The 22,880-nt window shown below is 68.3% G+C and carries 22 protein-coding genes; 13 read left to right on the top strand and 9 right to left on the bottom strand.

The annotated features are described in order from the left end of the window. The first annotated feature begins 111 nt into the window (after window positions 1-111). The 8 genes from ACQEVY_RS33140 (at window position 112) to ACQEVY_RS33105 (ending at window position 10,457) form a co-directional block, all read left to right on the top strand. On the top strand, window positions 112-1,269 hold the full coding sequence (locus tag ACQEVY_RS33140) for a mandelate racemase/muconate lactonizing enzyme family protein (RefSeq protein WP_432953062.1): 1,158 nt from the start codon (window positions 112-114) through the stop codon (window positions 1,267-1,269). Continuing rightward, window positions 1,266-2,270 carry a zinc-dependent alcohol dehydrogenase gene (locus tag ACQEVY_RS33135; protein ID WP_432953061.1) on the top strand — a complete coding sequence of 335 codons (1,005 nt, stop codon included), beginning with the start codon at window positions 1,266-1,268 and terminating at the stop codon, window positions 2,268-2,270. The genes ACQEVY_RS33140 and ACQEVY_RS33135 overlap by 4 nt, the downstream gene beginning before the upstream one ends. 123 nt (window positions 2,271-2,393) lie before the next feature. After that, a complete protein-coding gene (locus ACQEVY_RS33130; RefSeq protein WP_432953060.1) occupies window positions 2,394-3,362 on the top strand; it encodes a hypothetical protein in 969 nt (322 codons plus the stop codon). A 98-nt stretch (window positions 3,363-3,460) separates the two neighbouring features. Next, window positions 3,461-4,573: a multiple monosaccharide ABC transporter substrate-binding protein gene (gene chvE, locus ACQEVY_RS33125; protein WP_432953059.1), complete on the top strand. Its 1,113-nt coding sequence runs from the start codon at window positions 3,461-3,463 to the stop codon at window positions 4,571-4,573. A gap of 36 nt (window positions 4,574-4,609) precedes the next feature. Continuing rightward, window positions 4,610-6,160, top strand: a complete 1,551-nt coding sequence (mmsA, locus tag ACQEVY_RS33120) for a multiple monosaccharide ABC transporter ATP-binding protein (RefSeq protein WP_328771909.1) — start codon at window positions 4,610-4,612, stop codon at window positions 6,158-6,160. Then, on the top strand, window positions 6,157-7,398 hold the full coding sequence (gene mmsB, locus ACQEVY_RS33115) for a multiple monosaccharide ABC transporter permease (RefSeq protein ID WP_432953058.1): 1,242 nt from the start codon (window positions 6,157-6,159) through the stop codon (window positions 7,396-7,398). Before mmsA ends, mmsB begins: the two co-directional genes overlap by 4 nt. 78 nt (window positions 7,399-7,476) lie before the next feature. Continuing rightward, on the top strand, window positions 7,477-8,523 hold the full coding sequence (locus tag ACQEVY_RS33110; protein ID WP_432953057.1) for an aldose epimerase family protein: 1,047 nt from the start codon (window positions 7,477-7,479) through the stop codon (window positions 8,521-8,523). Between the two features lie 122 nt (window positions 8,524-8,645). Further along, window positions 8,646-10,457, top strand: a complete 1,812-nt coding sequence (locus ACQEVY_RS33105) for a pyridoxal phosphate-dependent aminotransferase (RefSeq protein WP_432953056.1) — start codon at window positions 8,646-8,648, stop codon at window positions 10,455-10,457. A gap of 163 nt (window positions 10,458-10,620) precedes the next feature. Here ACQEVY_RS33105 and ACQEVY_RS33100 read toward each other — a convergent pair whose 3' ends face one another. Together ACQEVY_RS33100 and ACQEVY_RS33095 are read right to left on the bottom strand one after the other, a co-directional pair. Next, window positions 10,621-11,619 carry an arabinan endo-1,5-alpha-L-arabinosidase gene (locus ACQEVY_RS33100; RefSeq protein WP_432953055.1) on the bottom strand — a complete coding sequence of 333 codons (999 nt, stop codon included), beginning with the start codon at window positions 11,617-11,619 and terminating at the stop codon, window positions 10,621-10,623. Between the two features lie 160 nt (window positions 11,620-11,779). Then, complete coding sequence (locus ACQEVY_RS33095) at window positions 11,780-12,019, bottom strand: hypothetical protein (RefSeq protein ID WP_432953054.1); 240 nt, start codon at window positions 12,017-12,019, stop codon at window positions 11,780-11,782. 118 nt (window positions 12,020-12,137) lie between these two features. Here ACQEVY_RS33095 and ACQEVY_RS33090 point away from each other — a divergent pair, with 118 nt between their 5' ends. Beyond that, window positions 12,138-13,043, top strand: coding sequence for a LysR family transcriptional regulator (locus ACQEVY_RS33090; protein WP_432955522.1), 906 nt, complete (start codon window positions 12,138-12,140; stop codon window positions 13,041-13,043). Between the two features lie 65 nt (window positions 13,044-13,108). Here ACQEVY_RS33090 and ACQEVY_RS33085 read toward each other — a convergent pair whose 3' ends face one another. Further along, window positions 13,109-14,161, bottom strand: a complete 1,053-nt coding sequence (locus ACQEVY_RS33085) for a phosphotransferase family protein (protein WP_432953053.1) — start codon at window positions 14,159-14,161, stop codon at window positions 13,109-13,111. 920 nt (window positions 14,162-15,081) lie between these two features. On the opposite strand from ACQEVY_RS33085, the gene ACQEVY_RS33080 reads away from it, so the two are divergent. The 4 genes from ACQEVY_RS33080 (at window position 15,082) to ACQEVY_RS33065 (ending at window position 16,611) form a co-directional block, all read left to right on the top strand. Further along, window positions 15,082-15,243: a hypothetical protein gene (locus tag ACQEVY_RS33080; protein WP_432953052.1), complete on the top strand. Its 162-nt coding sequence runs from the start codon at window positions 15,082-15,084 to the stop codon at window positions 15,241-15,243. Between the two features lie 129 nt (window positions 15,244-15,372). Then, a complete protein-coding gene (locus ACQEVY_RS33075) occupies window positions 15,373-15,909 on the top strand; it encodes a hypothetical protein (RefSeq protein ID WP_432953051.1) in 537 nt (178 codons plus the stop codon). Between the two features lie 47 nt (window positions 15,910-15,956). Then, the gene (locus ACQEVY_RS33070) at window positions 15,957-16,427 is read left to right on the top strand and encodes a hypothetical protein (RefSeq protein WP_432953050.1); all 471 of its coding nucleotides are present in this window, start codon (window positions 15,957-15,959) and stop codon (window positions 16,425-16,427) included. Further along, window positions 16,420-16,611: a hypothetical protein gene (locus ACQEVY_RS33065; protein WP_432953049.1), complete on the top strand. Its 192-nt coding sequence runs from the start codon at window positions 16,420-16,422 to the stop codon at window positions 16,609-16,611. The genes ACQEVY_RS33070 and ACQEVY_RS33065 overlap by 8 nt, the downstream gene beginning before the upstream one ends. Window positions 16,612-16,679: 68 nt before the next feature. Here the strand turns inward: ACQEVY_RS33065 and ACQEVY_RS33060 are convergent, their stop codons facing one another. The 6 genes from ACQEVY_RS33060 to ACQEVY_RS33035 form a co-directional block, all read right to left on the bottom strand. Further along, entirely contained in the window at window positions 16,680-17,417 is a 738-nt protein-coding gene (locus ACQEVY_RS33060) for a class I SAM-dependent methyltransferase (protein WP_432953048.1), read from the bottom strand. Between the two features lie 38 nt (window positions 17,418-17,455). Then, the gene (locus ACQEVY_RS33055) at window positions 17,456-18,397 is read right to left on the bottom strand and encodes an aminoglycoside phosphotransferase family protein (RefSeq protein WP_432953047.1); all 942 of its coding nucleotides are present in this window, start codon (window positions 18,395-18,397) and stop codon (window positions 17,456-17,458) included. Window positions 18,398-18,635: 238 nt separating this feature from the next. Beyond that, window positions 18,636-19,412 (bottom strand): carbonic anhydrase, encoded by a 777-nt coding sequence (locus tag ACQEVY_RS33050; protein ID WP_432953046.1) that lies wholly within the window; start codon window positions 19,410-19,412, stop codon window positions 18,636-18,638. Between the two features lie 223 nt (window positions 19,413-19,635). Further along, complete coding sequence (locus ACQEVY_RS33045) at window positions 19,636-20,496, bottom strand: carbohydrate ABC transporter permease (RefSeq protein ID WP_432953045.1); 861 nt, start codon at window positions 20,494-20,496, stop codon at window positions 19,636-19,638. Further along, entirely contained in the window at window positions 20,493-21,443 is a 951-nt protein-coding gene (locus ACQEVY_RS33040; protein WP_432953044.1) for a carbohydrate ABC transporter permease, read from the bottom strand. The genes ACQEVY_RS33045 and ACQEVY_RS33040 overlap by 4 nt, the downstream gene beginning before the upstream one ends. Continuing rightward, window positions 21,440-22,840 (bottom strand): extracellular solute-binding protein, encoded by a 1,401-nt coding sequence (locus ACQEVY_RS33035; RefSeq protein WP_432953043.1) that lies wholly within the window; start codon window positions 22,838-22,840, stop codon window positions 21,440-21,442. The genes ACQEVY_RS33040 and ACQEVY_RS33035 overlap by 4 nt, the downstream gene beginning before the upstream one ends. Between the last annotated feature and the right edge of the window lie 40 nt (window positions 22,841-22,880).

The following is a 22,880-nucleotide window of genomic DNA, read 5'->3' as shown; positions in this document are numbered from 1 at the left end:
CGACCGCTCGACCCATTGACACTCCGACTGCCGAATCCTTACTGTCGCGACAGCATTTCGAACGAGTGACGAAATCTCGAACAGGGCCGACGAGTACAGGGAGCAGCTGCAGTGCGCATCACTGGAATCAGCACGCACGTGGTAGGGACGCCGTGGCGGAACCTGACCTATGTCCAGGTGCACACCGATGAGGGACTCACCGGTGTCGGTGAGACCCGCATGCTGGGTCATACCGACGCGCTGCTCGGCTATCTGCGGGAGGCAGAGGCCAACCACATTCTCGGCTCCGACCCGTTCGCTGTCGAGGACCTCGTCAAGCGCATGAAGTACGGCGACTACGGCCGCGCCGGCGAGATCGTGATGTCCGGTATCGCGGTGATCGAGATGGCCTGCTGGGACATCAAGGGCAAGGCCCTCGGCGTCCCCGTCTGGCAGCTGCTCGGCGGCAAGGTCACCGACAAGGTCAAGGCGTACGCCAACGGCTGGTACACCACGGAGCGCACCCCGGAGGCGTACCACAAGGCCGCCCAGCAGGTCATGGAGCGCGGCTACAAGGCCCTCAAGATCGACCCCTTCGGGACCGGTCACTTCGAGCTCGACCACGAGGCGACCCTCTACTCCGTCTCCCTCATCGAGGCCGTACGGGACGCCATCGGCCCCGAGACCGAGCTGATGCTGGAGATGCACGGCCGCTTCTCCCCCGCCACCGCCGTACGGCTCGCCAAGGAGCTCGCGCCCTTCAAGCCGGCCTGGCTGGAGGAGCCGGTGCCGCCGGAGAACCTGAAGGCGCTGGAGAAGGTGGCGGCGAAGGTGGACATGCCGGTCGCGACCGGTGAGCGCATCCACGACCGCATCGAGTTCCGCGAGCTGTTCGAGAGCCAGGCCGTGGACATCATCCAGCCCGACGTCGGCCACATCGGCGGCATCTGGGAGACGCGCAAGCTGGCCGCGACCGCCGAGACGCACTACATGCTCGTCGCCCCGCACAACGTGGGCGGCCCGGTCCTCACCGCCGCCTCCCTCCAGGTCGGCTTCACCGCCCCGAACTTCAAGATCCTCGAGCACTTCAACGACTTCGCGGACGCGGACATCAAGCAGGTCGTCAAGGGCGCGCCCCAGGTCGTGGACGGCTACTTCCACCTCTCCGAGGCCCCCGGTCTCGGCGTCGAGCTGGACACGGACGCGGCGGCCGAGTTCCCCCAGCAGCAGGCGCGCTTCGACCTGTGGGCGGACGGCTGGGAGCAGCGCAAGCCCAAGGGGTCCAAGTGAGCGTTGCTGTCGTCATCGAGGCTCCGGGCGAGCACCGGCTCGTCCCGCACGAGCCCACGGCTCCGGCCGCCGGGGAGGCCCTCGTACGGGTCCATGCGAGCGGCATCTGCGGCAGTGACCGTGAGGTGTACGAGGGCAACAGGCCCGAGGGGTACGTCCGTTACCCGCTCACGCCCGGCCATGAGTGGTCCGGCACGGTCGAGGCGGTCGGCTCCGGGGTCCCGGAGTCCCTCATCGGCCGCAAGGTCGTCGGCGAGGGCTTCCGCAACTGCCAGGTCTGCGACCGCTGTCACGCGGGCGAGACGACCCTGTGCTCCGCCGGGTACGAGGAGACGGGCTTCACGCAGCCCGGTGCGATGGCGGGCACGCTGACGCTTCCGGCACGGCTGCTGCACGTCCTGTCCGACGACGCGGACCTGACCGCCGCCGCTCTGCTGGAGCCGGCCGCCTGCATCGCCGCCGCCGCGCTGAAGGCGAACGCCCGGCCGGGCGAGAGGGTGGCCGTCGTCGGCACCGGGACGCTCGGGATGTTCGCCGTGCAGTTCCTGAAGGCCGGCTCCCCCGGCGAGCTGCTCGTGGTCGGCACCCGCCCGGACCGCGCGGCGCTCTCCAAGGACTTCGGCGCCACGGAGTTCCGTACGAAGGACGAGGAGCTCCCCGACGACTTCGACGTCGTCATCGAGACCGCCGGGTCCGCGGACGCGGCGCGCACCGCCGCCGCTCTGCTCCGGCGCGGCGGCCGGCTCGTCCTGACCGGTATCCCGGCTCCGGGTGCCGACGGACTTGACCCGACCGATCTCGTCGTACGGCAGCTGGAGGTGCACACCGTTTTCGGTGCGGCCCCGGACGCCTGGGCGCACACGGTGCGGGTCTTCGGCGCCGGTCTGCTGAACCCGCTGCCCCTGGTCACCCACGAGCTGCCGCTGGAGGAGTTCGCGAAGGCCATCGAGCTGGTCGGCTCCGGCGACCCGAAGGTCGGCAAGGTACTGATCAAGCCATAAATTTCCGTGGCGCCCGCACCGCCCCACGAGCCGCACGCCGGTACGGAGACCCTGACGCTCTGTACCGGCGTGCTCCCAATCCCCACGAACCATGTCCGAAACATCGAACGCGAAGGACAGCTTGTGACCGACGCTTCCGCCACGGCAGCCCGACGACCCGGCGAGCCGGCGCTCTCCGCTCTCGGCCTGGGCGCGCCCGCCCCCGATCCTGCCGACGCCTCACCGCACACCTTCCCCGGTGGCGGCCGCTGGCGCACCGAGATCCCCTCCTGCGAGGGGCCCGAGGCGCTGGCCGTGGTCCTCAAGGAGTCCTCGCGCCTCGATGTGCCGATCCACCGGATCAGCCAGGGCAGCGGCATCTGGATGCTGAACGACGCCGAGATCACCGAGATGGTCGAGGCCACCGCCGAGCGCGACATCGAGCTCTGCCTGTTCACGGGCCCGCGCGGCACCTGGGACATCGGCGGCTCGACCCGTACCGACTCCCGCGGCGGGGGCCTGCGCGCCCGCGGCCATGACGCGGTCGCCGGGTGTCTTGAAGACGCCGTCCGCGCAACGGAGTTGGGCGTAAAGTGCCTCCTCGTGGCTGATGAGGGCGTGCTGTGGACGCTGCACCGCGCGCGTGCGGCCGGGATCATCCCCGCCGACACGACGCTGAAGGTCTCCGCGCTGATCGGCCCGGTCAACCCGGCCGCGTACGCCGTATACGAGCAGCTCGGCGGAGACTCCATCAACGTGCCCAGCGACCTGACCCTGGACCACCTCACGGAGATCCGCCGGGTCAGCGCGGCCCCCATGGACATGTACATCGAGGCCCCGGACGATCTCGGCGGCTATGTCCGCATGTACGAGGTCGCCGAGCTGATCCGGCGCGGCGCCCCGCTCTACCTGAAGTTCGGCCTGTCCAAGGCCCCCGGAATCTACCCGTACGGGGCCCATATGCGGGACCTGACGCTGAGCACGGCCAAGGAGCGGGTGCGGCGCGGCCGGCTCGCTCTCGACCTGCTGGAGCGGCACGGAGCGGACGGCGACATGGCTCCTCTGGGCTCGCGGCTGCCCGGCGACCTGAAACGATTCGGCATTCCCTCATAACGTTCCGGACAAACCCTCTTCACAAAAGACCACGCAGCCGCACACAATCCGACAGCCTCGCCAGTTCGGCGCACCCTCACACATCAAGGAAGATGATCATGCGCAACCGCAGAAGTGCACTCGCCGTCATAGCCGCGGCGTCCTCCCTGGCCCTGACGCTCTCCGCCTGCGGGCAGAGCGGCGAGGGCGGCAGCGAAGAGGACAAGGGGGACGCCAAGGGCTCCACCGTCGGCATCGCGATGCCGACCAAGTCCTCGGAGCGCTGGATCGCCGATGGTGCCAACGTCGAGAAGCACCTGAAGGACGCGGGCTACAAGACCAAGCTCGTCTACGGTGAGGACGACCCGGACCAGCAGGTCTCCCAGATCGAGAACCTGATCACCCAGGGTGTCAGCGCGCTGATCATCGCGGCGATCGACAACAAGTCGCTCGACAACGTTCTCCAGCAGGCCAAGGACGCCGACATCCCGGTGATCTCGTACGACCGACTCATCCTCAACAGCCCGAACGTGGACTACTACGCCTCGTTCGACAACGAGAAGGTCGGCCAGCTGCAGGGCCAGTACATCGCCGACAAGCTCGGTCTGGCGGACGGCTCCGAGAAGGGCCCGTTCAACATCGAGCTCTTCGCCGGCTCGAACGACGACAACAACACCAAGTACTTCTTCCAGGGCGCGATGAGCGTCCTGCAGCCGTACATCGACAAGAAGCAGCTGGTGGTCAGGTCGGGCCAGACCAAGCTGAACCAGGTCACCACCCTGCGCTGGGACGGCGGCACCGCCCAGAAGCGCATGGACGACCTGCTGACCGCCGCGTACAAGAAGGAGCGCGTCGACGCGGTCCTCTCGCCGTACGACGGCATCTCCATCGGCATCCTGTCGGCGCTGAAGTCGGACGACTACGGCTCCAAGGCCAAGCCGCTGCCGATCGTCACGGGCCAGGACGCCGAGGTCGCCTCGCTGAAGTCGATCAAGGCTGACGAGCAGACGCAGACGGTCTTCAAGGACACCCGCGAGCTCGCCAAGGTGGCGGGCAACATGGTCGACTCCCTGCTCAACGACAAGAAGCCGAAGACCAACGACACCGAGACGTACCAGAACGGCGCGAAGGTCGTTCCCGCGTTCCTCCTGGAGCCGGTGAGCGTCGACAAGACCAACTACCAGAAGGTCGTCGTCGACTCCGGCTACGTCAAGGCCAGCGACGTCAACTGATCGCCGCACCAGCACCAAGGATTGGAAGGCACGACCATGGCGGGACCCGTCCTGGAAATGCGCTCGATCGTCAAGACCTTTCCCGGCGTCAAAGCGCTGTCGGACGTCACACTGACCGTCCAGCAGGGCGAGGTCCATGCCATCTGCGGGGAGAACGGCGCCGGCAAGTCGACCTTGATGAAGGTCCTCTCCGGCGTCCACCCGCACGGAAGTTACGAAGGGGACATCCTCTTCGAAGGTGAGATCTGCACCTTCAAGGACATCAGGGCGAGCGAGCAGCACGGCATTGTGATCATTCACCAGGAGCTTGCCCTGGTGCCGTATCTCTCCCTCGCGGAGAACATCTTCCTCGGCAACGAGCACGCCACCCGCGGGATCATCAGCTGGTCCGAGACGCTGAAGCACGCCACCGAGCTGCTGCGGCGGGTCGGTCTCAGCGACCACCCGGACACCCGCGTCGCCGACATCGGCGTGGGCAAGCAGCAGCTCGTGGAGATCGCGAAGGCCCTCTCGAAGAAGGTGAAGCTGCTCATCCTCGATGAGCCCACCGCGGCTCTGAACGACGAGGACAGCGGCAAACTCCTGGATCTCATCCTGGAGTTGAAGAAGCAGGGCATCACCTCGATCATCATCTCCCACAAGCTCAACGAGATCCGCAAGGTCGCAGACTCGGTGACGATCCTGCGCGACGGCCGCTCCATCGAGACGCTCGATGTGAAGGCCAAGGAGACCACCGAGGACCGGATCATCAGCGGGATGGTCGGCCGTGACCTCGAGCACCGCTTCCCGGAGCGCACCCCGCACGAGCCGGAGGTGGGCGCGGCTCCGGCCCTGGAGATCCGCAACTGGACCGTGCACCACCCGATCGACCAGCAGCGCAAGGTGGTCGACGATGTGTCGATCCAGGTGCGGCGCGGGGAGATCGTCGGCATCGCGGGACTGATGGGCGCCGGGCGCACCGAGCTCGCGATGAGCGTCTTCGGGCGTACGTACGGCCGGTACCACGGCGGCAAGGTCTTCAAGGACGGCAAGGAGATCCGTACGAAGCACGTGCCCGAGGCGGTCAAGCACGGCATCGCGTACGTCACCGAGGACCGCAAGCACTACGGGCTCAACCTCATCGACACCATCGGCCGCAATATCTCCCTCAGCGCGCTGGGGAAGGTCTCCAAGCGCGGTGTGGTCGACGAGCACGCGGAGCGCCAGGTCGCCGAGGACTTCCGCAAGTCCATGAACATCAAGGCGCCGACCGTGTTCGAGCAGGTGGGCCGGCTCTCGGGCGGTAACCAGCAGAAGGTCGTCCTCAGCAAGTGGATCTTCGCCGGGCCCGATGTGCTGATCCTGGACGAGCCGACCCGCGGTATCGACGTGGGCGCCAAGTTCGAGATCTACACCGTGATCGACCAACTGGCCGCACAGGGCAAGGCGGTCGTCTTCATCTCCTCCGAGCTGCCGGAACTGCTCGGTATGTGTGACCGCATCTACACGATGGCCGCGGGGCGGCTGACCGGCGAATTCTCGCGTGCGGAGGCCACGCAGGAAGTGCTGATGCGCCAGATGACGAAGGACAAAGAGGTAACCCGATGAGCACCGATGTGACCGACAAGAGCCCGGCCCCCGCGCCGCCGGGCAAGGCAGCCGCCGGTGGCGGCGGCCTGCTCCAGCTGATGCTGGACGGCATGCGCCGCAATATGCGGCAGTACGGCATGCTGATCGCCCTCGGTCTGATTGTGGCGCTGTTCGCGGTGTGGACCGACGGCGACCTGCTTCTGCCGCGGAACGTCTCCAACTTGGTGCTGCAGAACAGCTACATCCTCATCCTCGCGATGGGCATGATGCTGGTCATCATCGCGGGCCATATCGACCTGTCGGTCGGCTCACTCACCGCGTTCGTCGGCTCGATAGCCGCGGTGATGATGGTCAAGAACGACTTGCCGTGGCCACTCGCGGTGGTGCTGTGTCTGCTGCTGGGCGCCGCCGCCGGTGCGATGCAAGGCTTCTTCATCGCGTATCTGGGCATTCCATCGTTCATCGTCACCCTCGCGGGCATGCTGCTCTTCCGCGGTCTGACGGAGATCTTCCTGGAGGGCCAGACCCTCGGCCCGTTCCCGCAGGGGCTGCAGAAGGTCGCCAACGGCTTCCTGCCCGAGGTCGGACCGAACACCAACTATCACAACCTCACCCTGCTGCTCGGCTTCGCTCTGATCGCCTTCGTGATCTACCAGGAGATGCGGGACCGCAAGCGGTCGCAGGAGTTCTCGCTCGAAGTGCCGCCCGTGAAGCTGTTCGTGCTCAAGATCGTGGCGCTGGTTTCCGCCCTGCTCACGGTGACGCTGCTGCTCGCCAGCTACAAGGGCGCCCCGGTGGTCCTGCTGATCCTCGGTGTGCTGGTCGTCGGCTTCGGCTACGTCATGCGTAACGCGATCGTCGGCCGTCACATCTACGCGATCGGCGGCAACCTCCCGGCAGCGAAGCTGTCCGGTGTGAAGGACAAGAAGGTCACCTTCCTGGTCTTCCTGAACATGGGCATGATGGCCGCCCTGGCGGGTCTGGTCTTCGCCGCCCGCTTCAACGCGGCCTCCCCCAAGGCCGGCCTCAACTTCGAACTCGAGGCGATCGCCGCCTCGTTCATCGGCGGCGCGTCGATGAGCGGCGGCGTCGGCACGGTCCTCGGCGCCATCATCGGCGGCCTGGTCCTGGGTGTGCTGAACAACGGCATGAACCTCGTCGGCGTCGGCACCGACTGGCAGCAGGTCATCAAGGGCATGGTGCTGCTCGCGGCGGTCGGCTTCGACGTGTGGAACAAGCGCAAGGTCGGTTCGTAAGCAATCCATAGGTCGTACGGGGGTCCGAAAGGGCCCCCGTACGCATGTCCGCCCACGGCCACAGGAGGCAGGAAGCTCGTGAAGGAGCTCTTCGGCAAGCTCGCCGACGGCACGGAGATCTACCGCTGGTCGCTGGAGAACGGCGGCACCCGCCTGAAGGTCCTCTCCTACGGCGGCATCGTCCAGTCCCTGGAGATCCCCGACAGCCGCGGCCGGTACGCGAACGTGTCCCTCGGCTTCGGCACCATCGAGGATTACGTCGCCTCCAGCCCGTACTTCGGCGCACTGATCGGCCGGTACGGAAACCGCATCGACCAGGGCCAGTTCACCCTGGACGGCCAGGCGTACCAGCTGGACGTCAACGACGGCGCGAACAGCCTGCACGGCGGCGCCGAGGGCTTCGACAAGCGGGTGTGGGACATCGAGCCCTTCACCGAGGGCTCCGACGTCGGCCTGTACCTGCACTACACGTCCGCCGACGACGAGATGGGCTTCCCCGGAACGCTGCAGACGAAAGTCACGTACACCCTGACCGCGCAGGGCGACTGGCGCATCGACTACGAGGCCACCACCGACCGGACGACGGTCGTCAACCTCACCAACCACGTGTACTGGAACCTCGCGGGCGAGAGCAGCGGTTCGGTCTACGACCACGAGCTGGAGATTGCCGCCACCCGCTACACCCCGGTCGGCGAGGGCCTCATCCCCACCGGTGAGCTCGCCCCCGTCGCGGGCACCCCCTTCGACTTCCGCGCCAAGAAGACCATCGGCGCGGACATCCGCGCGGCGCACCAGCAACTGCTGTACGCGCAGGGCTTCGACCACAACTGGGTGCTCGACAAGGGCATCACGGCCGAACCCGAGCCCATCGCGACGCTCCGCGACCCGTCCTCCGGCCGCACCTTGTCGGTGTCGACGACTGAGCCGGGCCTGCAGTTCTACTCCGGGAACTTCGTCGACGGGACGCTCGTCGGCAGTGGCGGCTCCGTCTACCGCCAGGGCGACGCGCTCTGCCTGGAGACCCAGCACTTCCCGGACTCCCCGAACCAGCCGGGGTTCCCGTCCACGACGCTCCGGCCAGGCGAGACGTACCGCTCGGCGACTCTCCACTCGTTCGGCCGCTGAAACATGGTGGGGGGAACAAATCTCCCCAGCTTTCCCATGAGTTGAACACCGAGGCATCCACGTCCGTAAAGGAGAGCGGCCCGCATATGTCCGCGCGGGCCACCCCCACGGACGGAGGGTCCATGGCCGACAACGTCACCTCGCTGTTCCGCACCGGCGCGCACAGCCCGTCAATGGCAGCGCTGGCACGAGAGAGCGGCGGGGAGTCGGGTCCGCTGGACTTCTGCATCCCCTGCAATCCGTACTTCCCCACACCGGCGATGTTCGAGGAGCTGACGCACCGGCTCCGCGACATCATCACGTTCTACCCGAGCAGCGCCGACACCATCACCGGTGAACTGTGCAACCTGCTCCAACTGCCCCCGCAGTGCGTCGCGATGGGCAACGGGTCGACCGAACTGATCACCTGGATCGACCACTTGCTGGTGCGCGAGTCCCTGGCCATCCCCGTCCCCACCTTCGGCCGCTGGACCGACCAGCCGATGGAGACCGGCAAGCGCGTCGACATGTTCCCGCTCCAGGAGAGCAACGGCTTCGCCCTCGATCCGGCGCAGTACATCCAGTTCATCCGCTCCCGGGGCAGCCGGGTCGCCGTCATCTGCAACCCGAACAACCCCGACGGCGGATTCCTGCCCCGCCAGACGATCCTCGCCTTCTGCGACGCCCTCGCCGATCTGGACCTGATCGTCATCGACGAGTCGTTCCTGGAGTTCGCCGACGCGGAGGCCGAGCCGAGCGTCGTCGAGGACGCGGTGATGCGCCCCAACGTGGTCGTGCTGCGCAGCCTCGGCAAGAACTTCGGCCTGCACGGCATCCGCTTCGGCTATATGGTCGCGAATCCCTCCCTGGCCGGCCGGATCCGCTCCATGCTGCCCAAGTGGAACCTCAACTCCTTCGCGGAGACCGTGGTGTTCATGCTCAGAGACCATGGCGCCGAGTACATGGAGAGCCTGCACCAGGTCCGCCGTGACCGCCTCGACATGTCCCGCCAGCTCTCCCAACTGCCCGGTCTGACGGTGTATCCGTCCCAGGGCAACTTCCTCTTCGTGCGCCTCCCCGTGGGCGCCGAGGGCACCGTGGTCCGGGATCAGCTGCTCACCGAGCACCGGATCCTGGTCCGCGAGTGCGGCAACAAGATCGGCTCGTCCAGTCGCTTCCTGCGACTCGTGGTCCGGCCTCAGGTGGATGTGCGTCGCCTGGTGTCCGGCCTGGAGTCGGTGCTCTACGGGTCCAGGAGGGGAGCCGCCGTGCCCGAGCTGAACAACAACTACAGCTCAGGTACGGCGGCCGTGGACCGCCTGGTCAGCTCCACGAACGGGTCGGGCATGCAGGGGCTGGCCGCGGCGGCCCAGGGGCAGGGCCAGCAGCAGCAACAGCAGCCGCAACTGGCGCCGGTCGCTCAGGCTCAACAGCCGCAGCAGCAACGGCAGTTGGCGCCGGTCGCTCAGTGGCCGCAGCAGCAGCAACAGCAACCGCAGCCGGCTCCCGTGGCTCAAGGGCGGCAGCAGCAGGGGCTGCTTACCGCTGTGGGCGCCATGGGTCAGGGACAAGGGCAGGGGCAGGGGCAGGGACAGCAAGGCATGGGCCAGCAAGGTATGGGCCAGCAGCCTCAGCAGCAGCCGATGACCGCCATGGCTCAGGCTCAGCAGCAGGCCGGGCTGAGTCCGGTGGGCTCGGGTCAGCCGCAGCAGCAGCCGGGGCTGAGTCCGGTGGCCGCGAACGGCCAGCAACAGGCGGGCCTGAGCCCGGTGGCCGCGAACGGTCAGCCGCAGCAGGAACCGTGGCTGACGCCTGTGGGCCAGCAGCAGCCCGGGCTGACTCCGGTCGCCCAGCCCGGTCCGCAGCCGATGCCCCAGCCCACGCGCTGGCCGGCCGCCGCCGCATCCCGGGGCACGCCTTGGCCGGAGGCCCCCGCGAACAACCGGGTCGGCTGACCGACGAGCCGGACCGGTTGCCCGGAGGCCTCGCTCTTCCCGCGACGAGGCCTTCGCCGGCCGGGAGGATCGGGCCACGTAGCCCAGGACCTTCGCCAGCAGGTCCCACATCCTCCCGGCCTTGGTCACACCGTGGCGTGGGGGCTTTGGGCCGCCGGCACGGTCAGTACGCGACGGGCCATCCGCTGCTCCAGTTCAGGAGGTTGACGCCGAGCTTGGGCGTGCCGTTGTCCTGGGCGTCGTAGTAGTGGTAGACGATCAGGTCGCCGTCCACGTCGTTCATGATCGACTGTCCGCCGGGGCCGATGTAGCGGCCGTGCGACTCCAGTACGGGCGTACCGCCGTTGGCCATCATGGCGACGCCGTTCTTGTCGCGGTACGGCCCCGTGATGCTGCTGGCACGGCCGACCTTGACCTTGTACGTGGAGCTGGTGCCGGCGCAGCAGGTGTCGTACGAGGCGAAGAGGTAGTAGTAGCCGTTGCGCTTGACGATGTAGGGCGCTTCGACGGCCTTGGTCCCGGTCGGGCGGGAGGCGAGCGAGTACCGGGTGGTGTTGGAGGAGAGCTGCTTCCCGGTGGACGGGTTGATCTGGATCATCTTGATCCCGCTCCACCAACTGCCGAACGACAGCCACCACTTGCCGTCGTCGTTCACGAAGAGATTCGGGTCGATGGCGTTGTAGTCGGTCGACGAGCTCGACGTGTAGACGACGCCTTGGTCGCTCCAGCTGCCCGGCTGACCGGTCGTCGACGTGGCAAGCCCGATCGCCGAGTTCTGGGAGCCGAACGACGAGACGGAGTAGTACATCAGGTACTTCCCTCCGTGGTACGAGATGTCGGGCGCCCAAGCCTCCGGAACGGAGGAGTAGTTACGCCACCAGCCAGGCCGGCTGGAGAAGGCGTCGGCGCCGTTCCTGAAGGCGATGCGGTCGCCGGACGTCTTGCTGGAGATGCCGCCGCCGGTGGCGTAGAGCAGGTACTGGCCGGACGAGGTGCGGATCATCGTCGGGTCGTGCGTGACGATGTCGCCGGTGACGCGGCCGGGGTTCGGGTACGCGGACGCCGTGCTCGGCACGAGGGCGAGCAGGATGGCGGCGGGGAGGGCGAGGAGGGCGGTTCTTCGGGAGGTGCTTCTGAAGGTGCTTCGGGGTGTGCGGCTCACGCGGATCCTCCTACGAGTGGGGTCGTTCTACGGAGGTCGTTCGTTCGATATACTGAACAGCGGTCACCACTTCGAACGGAACGTAGAATCGAACCCCTTGCGCGTCAACGGTTCGCGCAGCAACTCCCCTTACGCCGCCCGTCGAAGGCCATTCGACAACTCACCGCTCACAGAAGCGACTTGACGTGATGGCGGGGTCAGCGGGCCGGCTGCGCGAGACGAGGCGCAGACCGGTGGCGTCCACGACGCGCATCTGGAGCGATCCGCAGCCGCAGCGGGTCCACACCGTGACGCCCGCCGCGGTGGTGTGCCGGGACACCACCTGGAAGGGCTCGGCATGGTCCGGCCACCCGCAGTACGGGCACACCCCGCCGGCCCTGCGGTCGGCTGTGCTGGTCATCTCGGACTCCTCGTTGCTGTAGCGGCTGGACTGACCGTCGCGACACAGCCAGGGTGTACCGAGGCCTTTGTGTACGTCCAGGTTGACTTCCTGGACCTCACCGTGAAGCGTGGACTTCATGATTGACCTGCGCCGACTGCACGTCCTGAGGGCGGTCGACCACTACGGAACGGTCACCGCCGCCGCCCGCGCCCTGCACTTCACCCCGTCCGCCGCCTCCCAGCAGATCCGGCAGCTGGCCCGTGACCTGGGCGTCGACCTGCTGGAACCACAGGGCCGCGGCGTACGCCTCACTCCGGCGGCCCGGAGCCTGCTCACTCACGCCGACGCGATCCAGGCCCGCTGGGAGCGCGCGGAGCTCGACCTGCGGGCCGACCACAGCGTGCCCGCCGGGCTGCTACGGGTGAGCGGCTTCCCGGTGGCCATCTCGATCCTGCTCGCCCCGATGGCCGCGCACCTGCGCGAACGCCACCCGCGCCTCACCGTCCAGATCCAGGAGCTGGACGTAACGACGAGCTTCGACCTGCTCTTCGAGGGCGAGATCGACTTGGCGGTCGTCGAGGCGACCCCCCGCAACCCGCCGCTCAGTGACACCCGCTTCGACCAACAGCCGCTCCTGGACGACCCGTTCGACCTGGTCGTCCCGAAGGACCACCGCCTGGCCAACCGGGACCGCGTCGACCTCACGGAAGCCGCACACGAGCCCTGGATCGCCCCCGTCCCCGAAAGCCCCTGCCGCCCCCACGTCCTCTCCGCCTGCGGCGCCGCCGGCTTCACCCCCGACATCGCCCACCACGCCCTGGACTGGAACGTCACGGCCCACCTGGTGGCCCACAGCCTGGGCGTAGCCCTGATCCCCCGCCTGGCCCACCTCACCCCGCACTTGCCGATCACCCGCGTACGCTGCTCCGGCGACCCCCACCGCAAACTCCTCACCTGCACCCGAGCCTCCGGCCACGACCGCCCAGCGGTGGCGGCAGCACTGCGCGAGCTACGCGAACTGGCGCCTACGGCGGTGGCCTGAGCCGGATTCGGCGGCCGCCGGTGCCCACGCATTACGGGCCCATGCCGCCCCCTGCGGCCGGCACCTCATGCCCCGTCCAGGCGGCGGTCGAGTCCGGCCGTGAGCTCGGCCACCGCATGGGTGTAGAGGCCGGTGCGCTGGTCCTCGGGGGTGCCGCGGCGGGTGCGGAAGTGCAGGGAGGAGAAGAACCGCTCGTACACCTCCCACGCGTCACGGCGGGTTTCGAAGTCTCCCGGGTCTTCCGGTGTCTCGTCGCCGTGGTCGGGGATCTGCCGCAGGTAGGTCTCCAGGAGCCGGCGGAGGCGGATGCAGTCCAGCGGCAGATACCACGGCGGCGCCGGCACGTGTCCGCCGATGTAGGCCAGGTCCCGTGCCGGGTCGCCGATCTCGGCCCACTCCCAGTCGACGTAGCGCGGCGTGCCGGCCTCGTCGACCACGATGTTGGGCACGACCAGGTCACCGTGGATGGCGGCGAACCGGTGCAGGCGCGCGAAGGCGGGTTCCGCCGCCGCGACGAAGCCCGCCACGCGGGGCAGCAGTCGGCTGACCTCCGGGTCGCCGACCACGTGCGGTGATGTCTCACTCCACCAGTCGAGGCTCATCTCGAACAGCGCGGTCAGAGACAGCTTCGCAGCCCGCTCACCGACCGGTGCGGTGACGTCGCCGCACCGCTCGAAGACCGGGGTGTGCAGTCGGGCCATCTGACGGGCGTGGGCGCCCAGCATCGCGTCGGTCCACTCGGCGGGCTGCCGCACGGTGCCGGGTACGTACCCGCAAACCATGTAGGGCGAGCCCAGGGGATTGTCCGGCGCCTGCTCCAGAAGCACCGGAGCGGGCCCGACCCCGGCAGGCAGCATGCCGAGGGCGGCGAACTCCTCCGTCATCGGCCTCGGCAACTCCTCAACAGCCCTGCGGGCGACGCGGACGACGAGAGGGGCGGTCCCGTCGGCATCAAGGCGCCAGGCGGTGTAGCTCTCCCCCTGGCCGAGCAGCCGCACTCCGACGCTCCGTGCGGAAGGCGAGAGTGTCTCGTCGGTCAGTCCCAGGCGCCTGGGCTCGGCCTCTGCGAGGCGCTGGATCCGGGTGGCTGTGTGGTGCGTGATCTGCTCTGGGCTCACCGGCTCTCATTCCTCCTCGTCCACCTGCAGCTGGGCGCCAATTGGGTCGGCGGATGCGACGATCGACGGCCTCGATGTCGCCCACGAGCACGCCAATTCCGGGCCCGGCCGCATCGTGTGGACCCACCAGGCACACGCCCACCTCATCCGGCCCGCCTCTGCCTGCACCTACTGCTGCGCATCCGGCTGCGCACGCTGCAGGCATGAGCACGCTCAGCTCACGCCTCGCCCTGCGACGGCAAGGCCTCTGGAGCACTGGGGTGTTCGCGGAAATGTGACACTCGACCCCGTCACTGTCACATTCCCACGACAGCTACCCGCCCTACCCCTGAACTCGGGCGCGGACGACCTCGGCACGTCCGGTCATGGGTTCCGCAGACCGAACGAGCGCCAGGACCGTCATCATCACCGCGGCCCCCGCCGCCACACCGAAACCGCTGTGCGCACCGCCTGCGTCCACCACCCGCCCCGCGACCGCCGCGGCAGCCGCTGATCCTGCCGCGCTTGCGGAGTTGCCCCAGGTGAACGCCTGGGTGAGGACAGCGCGCGGGACCGATGACTCGGTGAGGACGGAGGTGAGGATCAGCAGGACTGGGATGGCGAGTCCGGTCAGGGCGAGGGTGGCGCCGACCGCGAGGGGCGCGTCGAGGAAGGTCAGCGGGAGGCTCGCGAGGGTGAGGCAGGCGGCTGCTGCCGCCTGGCGGCGCCGAGGTGAGCCACCGTGATGCCATGCTCCGTAGGCCCAACCGCCCGCCAGGTTGGTGCAGTGGGAGGCGAAATAGCAGCGCTGCCGCGTCCGGCGTGCCGCGTCCGACGGCGTACGCGGCGACGGACACCTGCATCGCGCCGAAAAACACCCCGAGCGCGAGGCCGAGCGCGACCTGCCGCAGGAATGCGGAGCGGAGCAGGGCGCGTCCGGCGTGCCGACGTTCGGCGCGGCCGGTGAGGGGCGGCATGGTGCGGCGCTGGACGGCGAGGGCGAGCTCGCCGCCGACGACGAGCGCGGCGGCGAGCAGCACCCCGGCGCCCGGGTGGCCCGCCGCACCGAGGACGCTCATGATCGTCACTCACTGCCTACTTGAAGCCGCAGGACTGGCAAGCTGCTGCGACGGTCCGGTCTGGCCACCAGCTCAAAGCTGACGATGCATGGCTCACACCCTCGACCGGAAACTATTGTTTACGATCCCATCTTGGGTAACTAAAGTTGTCGCATGACCTCGCTTGAGATCACCCCCGAAGAACAGATAGAGCTCGACAAGGCTCTCTACGACGCCCTGAACCCGCTTGCATCGGCCATGCGCTCCCGGGGGCCTGGGCTACCAGGGGACCGCATGTGGGAGGCGGACCCGGTCGAAGTGGCGCTGTCCGTCCTTGCCGCATGGAAGGTGGTGGACGCGGAGGTCAAACGGTTGACGGCGATCGCAGCGGGAACCGCCGGGTCTTACGGCGCGAGCTACGAGCAACTGGGCGCCGTCTGGGGCATCACCCGGCAAGGCGCCCGCAAGAAGTGGCCTGAGGCCATCAGTCGCCAGGCAGCCACCGCAGCCCACACGAGCGCCGTACTCGAACTGTTCGGTGGAACGGCCGAACTGACGCAAGAGCCTTTCTCCGGCGGCTGGAGGTGGACAGGCGAGGGCGCCGACGGAACACACGGCACGCCCGACGGCGACACCTCGTACGCGACGAAGGAAGAGGCGGCAGCCTACGCGGGGGCCTTCCTGAGGGAACACGCCGTTGATCAGCCCTAGGGTCAGCGGCGGGCGGACGGGTGGGCCGCAGCCGGCACCTTCGCTACGTGACGGCGGCGCAGGACATGAAGCAGGCCCGGACTCAGTGGCGGGAGAGTGGGATTGCGCTCCTGAGGTGCGGGGGCCTGTTCGGTGCGATCCGGATCTCGGGTGACCTGGTGCGCACGGCGGCCGGTACGGACAACTCCCGGAAGATCGACGCCTTCCTCGCGGAGGCCTTGCAGCGCGGCCCGGTGTTCGTGGACCTGTATGCCCAGCGGTACTACGTCCTCGTACCGGTGAGCGCCGGACGGCGCTACGAGTGGGCCGTCCGCCGTGACCCGGAGGCGGAGTTCCTCGGGCGCGGCTGCTTCCTCGGCGTGCCGCGACCGGATCGCACGGAGCCGGAGGGCGTGCGCTCGTACTGGTGCGTCTCGATGGACGGCCCCGGCGCCCTCGCCGTTCCGGACGCGGTGTCCCAACTCCTCGCGCTGGCCCGGTTCCGGCGCGCGAAGGCGGAGAGGGGAGCCGATGAGTAATCAGACCGAACCGATCGACGCGGACGGGATCCGGGAGACGCACACGGACGGCCTCGACGTGCGGGGCACGGACACCGGCTCAACCGCGAGGGTGGCTTGCCGCTGTACGGGGCGAAGGGCCGGATCGACCCGGACGGCACCCCTCACGCTCTCGCGTGGCGAGTGGTCGCTGACCGTGGACTGACCGCCCAGAATCCCGAGGGTCCGGCCGTCGGCTTCCTCCATGGCGGATGGCCAGGTGCCGGGCGTTGTTCACTCATCGCCCGGCCGCGCCGCGACGAACACGAACTCCAGCCCCGGCCGATCGGGTGCGTCCCGCACGTCCTCCACCACATAGCCGTGTGCGGCCAACTCCGCCTCGACTTCCTCCCGTTCGCGGAAGCGCAGGGTCGAGTCGGACGTCAGTACCTGCCCGTCCGCGGCGAAGACATAAGTCCCGCGGAACGTCACCAGCGACTCGCTGACGTCGATCAGGTCCAGCCAATGTTCCACCGCGCCGACGCCCGGAATCTCCGTAACGCCGTACCTGGCTTCCCGGTTCCACGTCTCCCAGGCGCGCTTCGCCGGATCCCGGGTCTCGAACACGAAGCGCCCGCCCGGCCGCAGCGCGTCGTAGACCCCCCGCAGGGTCCCCTGCCAGACCTGCGGGTCGACGATGGCCTGGGCGGCGTTCCCCGTCATGGTCGCGAGGTCAACTTGCAGCGGCGGAAGCGCTGTTGCATCGCCATGGATCCAGCGCACCCGGTCGGCGCCGGGCTTGGCCCGGGCCACATCGAGGGACGCGCCGGCAGGATCCACACCGACCACCTCGATCCCGCGATCGGCCAGCAGAAGCGCGAGCACGCCCGTCCCGCAACCGACATCCAGCACTCGACGCGCTCCGAACTCCTCCGCCACACCCACGTACGCATCGAGATCGCTGCGATCGGAATCGAGCGCGTCGTAGATCGCGGCGAGCCGTGGGTGCACGAACAACTCGTCAGCAGCCATGCGCTCGAACGTATCCGGAGACGACACTCAACGGCTGCTCATTTTCGCCCGAGCTGCTCCGTGAGCAACTCCGCCAATCCGTCGGCGTATTCGGTGAGCCCTTCCAGCTCTGGTCCGCTGCGGGCGATACGGAATCCGTGCCGGCGGCCGTGGAACGCGGCCTCGACGGCGTGGAACTGGGCCCAGCGCCGGGCGCGTTCGCGATCGAGTTCCGCGGCCTCGGCGAACACGTCCAACGCGCGGCGGACCGCCTTGCTGAGGTCGGGCAGCTGGAGGAACCGTAGGGCTAGCGCCTTGAGCAGTGTGCCGCCGTCGTAGGCGGGATCGCCCGCGTAGCCCTTGGGGTCGACGGCCAGCCAGGGCTCGCGGTCGGCGCGCAGGATGTTGCCGGCGTGGAGGTCGCCGTGGATGACGGTGTCCGGCTGGGTGCGGCCCAACTCGCGGACCGTCGCCAGGGCGGCGTCCAGGACATGGCGTGGCAGGTTGTGCGGCAACTCCTCGGCGTCCAGACGCAGTTGCTCCTCCCAGGCGTCGGCCTGCTCGCGCAGGCGGGGCAGACCGGGTGGTGCGGGGACGGCAAGGCGGCGGCTGAGCCGGCCGGCCACCGTCACCACCTCGTCGGCGTCCTCGACCTCCGCCAGAGTCGACGTCCTGGCCCGTTCCAGCAGCATCGCGAACCGCTCGTCGTCGCGCTCGTACAGCCGGACGGCCCCACGCCCGCCCCACACCGCGAAGGCGTCCGGCTCATGGACGTTGCCGGGATGCGGAAACGACACCTTCAGGACGGCGGGCCCCTCGGCCCGCCGTCGCACCGGGACGATGACGCCGACACCCCCGTGCATGACCTCGCCGTCCGGCACGCACTCCCAGCGCCGCAGCAACTCGCCCACGCTCATGGGCAGTTCGGCAAGCCATGCCGCTCCGGCCTCTCCCTCACGCTCGACCGTGCTCCGCGCGAACGTCTCTGGTATCCGGATCACCCGAGCACCGTAGTACGTACGCCGCAGCAGCCGGCCCTCGCTGCTCCGCAAGGTCATCGGACGGCTGGGGATGCCGACCGACCCTCCCGACTGCCGAGCCCGCAGCTGCCGGTCACCCACGGCGGATCGGACGCAGCGGGCCCCCGGTGCCTGCCGGAAACTGTTCAGTTTCCGGCAGGCACCCGGGGGCCCGGCCATCCGCTCAGGGCGCTCAGGGCACTCAGGGCACTCAGGGCACTCAGGCGATCCGATGCACCAGCTGGCTGGTCAGTTCGTAACGCGCGCCGACTATCGCCAGATCACCCGCGTCCACCTTGGCGGCGAGTTCAGGCACCGCCGCGAGCTTCGAACGGACGAGTGCGACATTGGCGTCTATCGTCGCGTTGACGCGGGCGTCGCCCTCCTGGCTGTGGTCGATGGCGGGGCTGATCTGGTCGACCAAGTACTGCATGTGGGCGGGTAGTTCGTCGCCCGACTCGTCCACCTCGATCGCCGCCTTCACGGCGCCGCACGACTGGTGGCCGAGCACCATGACCAGCGGTATCTCCAGTTCGAGCACGCCGTAGGCGACGCTGCCGAGCACGGCCTCGTCCAGCACCTCGCCCCCCGATCGCACCGTCATCAGATCGCCGAGACCCTGGTCGAAGACCAGCTCCGGCGGTACGCGGGAGTCGATGCAGCCGAGTATGAGAGCGAAGGGATGCTGACTCGTCGTCAGCGACTGCCTGACGGCCGGGCTCTCGTTGGGATGCCGCTGGCGGTTGATGCGCCAGCGGTGGTTGCCCGCCGCGAGTTCCCGCAATGCTTCCTGGGCCGTGGTCGGCCGGGAGCGCGTGCTGCGGACCGGGGTTGCGGCGGCAGCGGTGGGGGTGGGGGTGCCGAGGGCGAGACCGGCACCGAGGGCAGCGGTGCCGGTCAGTGCGGCGCGGATCAGTGAACGCCGTGCGGGAGCGCTCCCGCCGGCGGGAGTCGACGTGTGGTCGACAGCTCTGTGGGGTATGAGTAGAGACTTCACGGGGAGGAACGTACGTCTGAAATTCGGCCACAGGCGTCCACCTGGCTGGATCTTGACCGCCATGATCCAACCTTGGGTGTTTCCAGCCCGTACCGTTGCCGGGCTTTCCCAGAGCATTGCCAGGCCTTTTGACAAAACCAGGCAACCACTTTCGGCCATGGCCAGTGAGACCTGACTCTCCCTCACCTGTGGGACCTGCCCCCTCCCCTGTGGGACGTGACCCTCACTGCCCCGCCAGCCCCGTATGCGCCACCCCCCGCACAATCTGCCGCTGGAACAGCGCGAAGACGATCAGCAGCGGCAGCCCCGCGATGACGACCGACGCCATCATCTGCTCGTACCGCAGGCCGTACGACGTCTGGACGTTGACCAGTCCCACAGGGAGCGTCATGCCGTTCGGGTCGGTCGTCACCAGGAACGGCCAGAGGAAGTTGTTCCACGTCGAGATGAAGGTGAAGATGCCGACCGCCGCCAGGACCGGGCGGGACAGCGGCACCACGATCGTCCAGAACACCCGCCAGCGGCCCGCGCCGTCGACGAAGGCCGCCTCCTCCAGTTCCCGGGGGACGCCGTCGAAGAACTTGACCAGGATGAACACCATGGCGGGGACGGCGACTTGGGGCAGGATCACGCCCCAGTACGTGTCGACCAGGCCCAGTTGGACCATCTCGGCAAACAGCGGTGCCATCAGCACCTGCGGCGGGACCATGATTCCGGCCAGGACAACCGCGTACAGGACCTTGCGGCCGCGGAACTCCGTGCGCGAGAAACCGTATGCCGCCATCGCGCACAGCAGCACCGTCAGGATCGTCGTCATCACCGAGATGTACGCCGTGTTGAACATCCAGCGGCCGATGTCACCCGCCTCCCACACCTTCTGGTACGCGTCGAAGGTGAAGTGGGAGCCCAGCCAGCGCAGAGGCGTCTTGGTCGCCTCGCCCTCCGGTTTGAAGGACGTCGCCAGCGTCCAGGCGAGCGGCAGGACCCAGATGACCGCCAGGAGCAGGGCCGCGGCCAGCATCACCCAGCGGCCCGGCGTCCAACGGACCTTGCGGCCCTCGTCAGTTGACAGCAGCGCACTCATGCTTGCGACTCCCCACTCCGCCGCGACAACCGCAGCTGTACCAGCGACACGATGACGATCAGGGCGAAGAAGAGGTACGAGACTGCCGAGGCGTAGCCGATGCGGTAGCCGGTGAAACCGGACTGGTAGACGTACTGGAGGATCGGGCGGGTCGAGTCGTCAGGGCCGCCGCCGGTCATGATGTACACCTGGTCGAAGATCTTGAGCGAGGCCAGAATCTGCAGGACCAGCACGACCCCCGTGGTGCGCTTCAGCAGCGGGAGGGTCACATGCCGCAGCCGGTGCCAGGCTCCCGCTCCGTCCAACTCCGCCGCCTCGTACAGGCATTGAGGGATCGACTGGAGTGCGGCCAGGTAGAGGAGGAAGTTGAAGCCGACCGTCCACCAGACGGTGGCCGCCACGATCGACAGCATCGCGTACCGCTCGTCCGTCAGCCAGCCGATGCCCGGCTCCAGGCCGAACCAGGCGAGCAGTTGGTCCGCGAAACCGAAGTCCGAGGGGTAGATCACCCAGAGGAAGAGCAGCCCGATCACGCCCGACGGCAGCAGGAAGGGCGCGAACCAGGAGAGCCGCCACAGCCATTGGACGAACCGGAGGTGGTGCGAGAGCAGTGCGAAGACCAGGCCCATCAGCACCAGCGGGACCGTGGACAGGATCGTGAACCAGATCGTGTTCCACAGCGACGACCACACGTTGGGGTCCTGGAAGGCCTCCGTGTAGTTGTCGAAGCCGACGAACTCCCCACCCTCACCGGTGATGTTGTCGCTGCGCAGGCTCATCCCGATGCCGGAGACCAGCGGCCAGAGGAGGAAGAGCGCGTAGGTAAGGAAGAAGGGGGCGATGAAGACCAGGCCGTGTTCGGTCCATTTGCGGCGTACGGTGACGGGTTTCGCCGTCGGCTGTTCGGCCGGGAGCGGGACGGTGGTCGCGGTCGTCGTCGTGGTCATACGGCACCTCCTGCGCCACCGGTCGTCTCGCTGCCGCGCGCATCGATGGGGCCCCTGCCGAGCGCATCGCCCACGGGACCGCTGCCGAGCGGATCGGGCGTGTCGAGCAGCTTCCGCAGCCGTTTCTTCGCCTCGCGCAGCGCGCCCGCCGGGGAGCGCGATCCGGTCAGTACGCCCGAGAAGACGGCGCCTAGTTGGACCCACATCGGTGACGCCGAGCCGACGAACCAGGCCGGCTGGTCGAGGACCACGTCGTCGATGACCGACCGGTACGCGGACTGCGGTTCCAGCTCCAGATAGTCCGGCCGCGTCAGGGTGGGCAGATACGCGGGTACGTGGCCGCCCTTCGCCCAGTCCACGGAGTGCTTGAGCATCCAGGCGACGAAGGTGTGGGCAGCCTCGTGCGCCGCGTCCGAGCGGCTGTCCTGGTGCGGGAGTACGAAGGAGTGGCTGTCGGCCTGGACCGTGGGACGGCCGAAGAGCGCCGGTACGCGGGTCATGGAGAACGGCAGCTTGGCGGTGGTGAACGTCGACACCTCCCACTCGCCGTTGAGGTGGAAGGCGGTCTTGCCGGCGTTGAACACCCCGATGGAACCGGGGTAGTCGACGCGGCGCACCATCAGCCCGTCCGCCGTGAGCCGGGCCATGAACTCCAGGATCTCCAGGGCCTTCGCGTCGTCCAGAGTCAGCCGTTTGCCGTCGGCCGACAGGAGGGTGCCGCCGAGTTGGGAATAGAAGGTGGCGAACAGCCGCCAGGGGGTGACGGAGTCAGGTCCGGTCGTCTCGGAACACAGCGCGGGGACGCCGGTGGCCTTCTTCGCGGCGCGCAGGGCGTCCATGAACTCCCTTGCGCTGCCGATGGGTTGGAGGGTTCCGTCGCCGCCGAGCAACCCGGCCTTCTCGCAGACCTCGGTGTTGTAGTAGAGGACCATCGGGTGGGTGTCGAGGGGGATCGCGTACTGCTGCCCGTCGACCGAGCCGCGCTTGAAGATGTCCTCGGGGAACTGGTCGGCTCCGACGCCCCGTTCACGCAGCAGATCCAAGTCGAAGGGATCGAGAAGCCGCCCCGGGCCGAACCCCGCAAGCCTTGCCAGGTGGAGCACCGCGACTTCGGGCGCCCGCCCGCCGGCTCCTGCCATGCTCAACTTCGTGTAGTACGGGGTGCCCCACTGGAGTTGCGTCGCCTCCAGATCGATCTCCGGGTGCTCCTCGCCGAACGCGTCGACCAGCCCCGTCATATTGGCACCGTCACCCCCGCCGAACAGGTGCCAGTAACGCAACCGGGTCTTTCCCTCGGCCCCGAAGGAGGGCGCGGCGCACCCTGCCGCTCCCAGTGCCAGCCCTCCGGTGCCGACGAGTAACTTCCTTCTGCTCAGGCGTGGTTCATCGTGGTTCATCGGCTGCGCGGCCCGCCCTTCGGTCGTCCGAGATTCCGAA

Source organism: Streptomyces sp. CA-288835 (assembly GCF_050936385.1).
Taxonomy (GTDB): domain Bacteria; phylum Actinomycetota; class Actinomycetes; order Streptomycetales; family Streptomycetaceae; genus Streptomyces.
The sequence above is the reverse complement of the archived record's forward strand: the minus strand, read 5'-3'. Positions and strand labels throughout refer to the sequence as shown.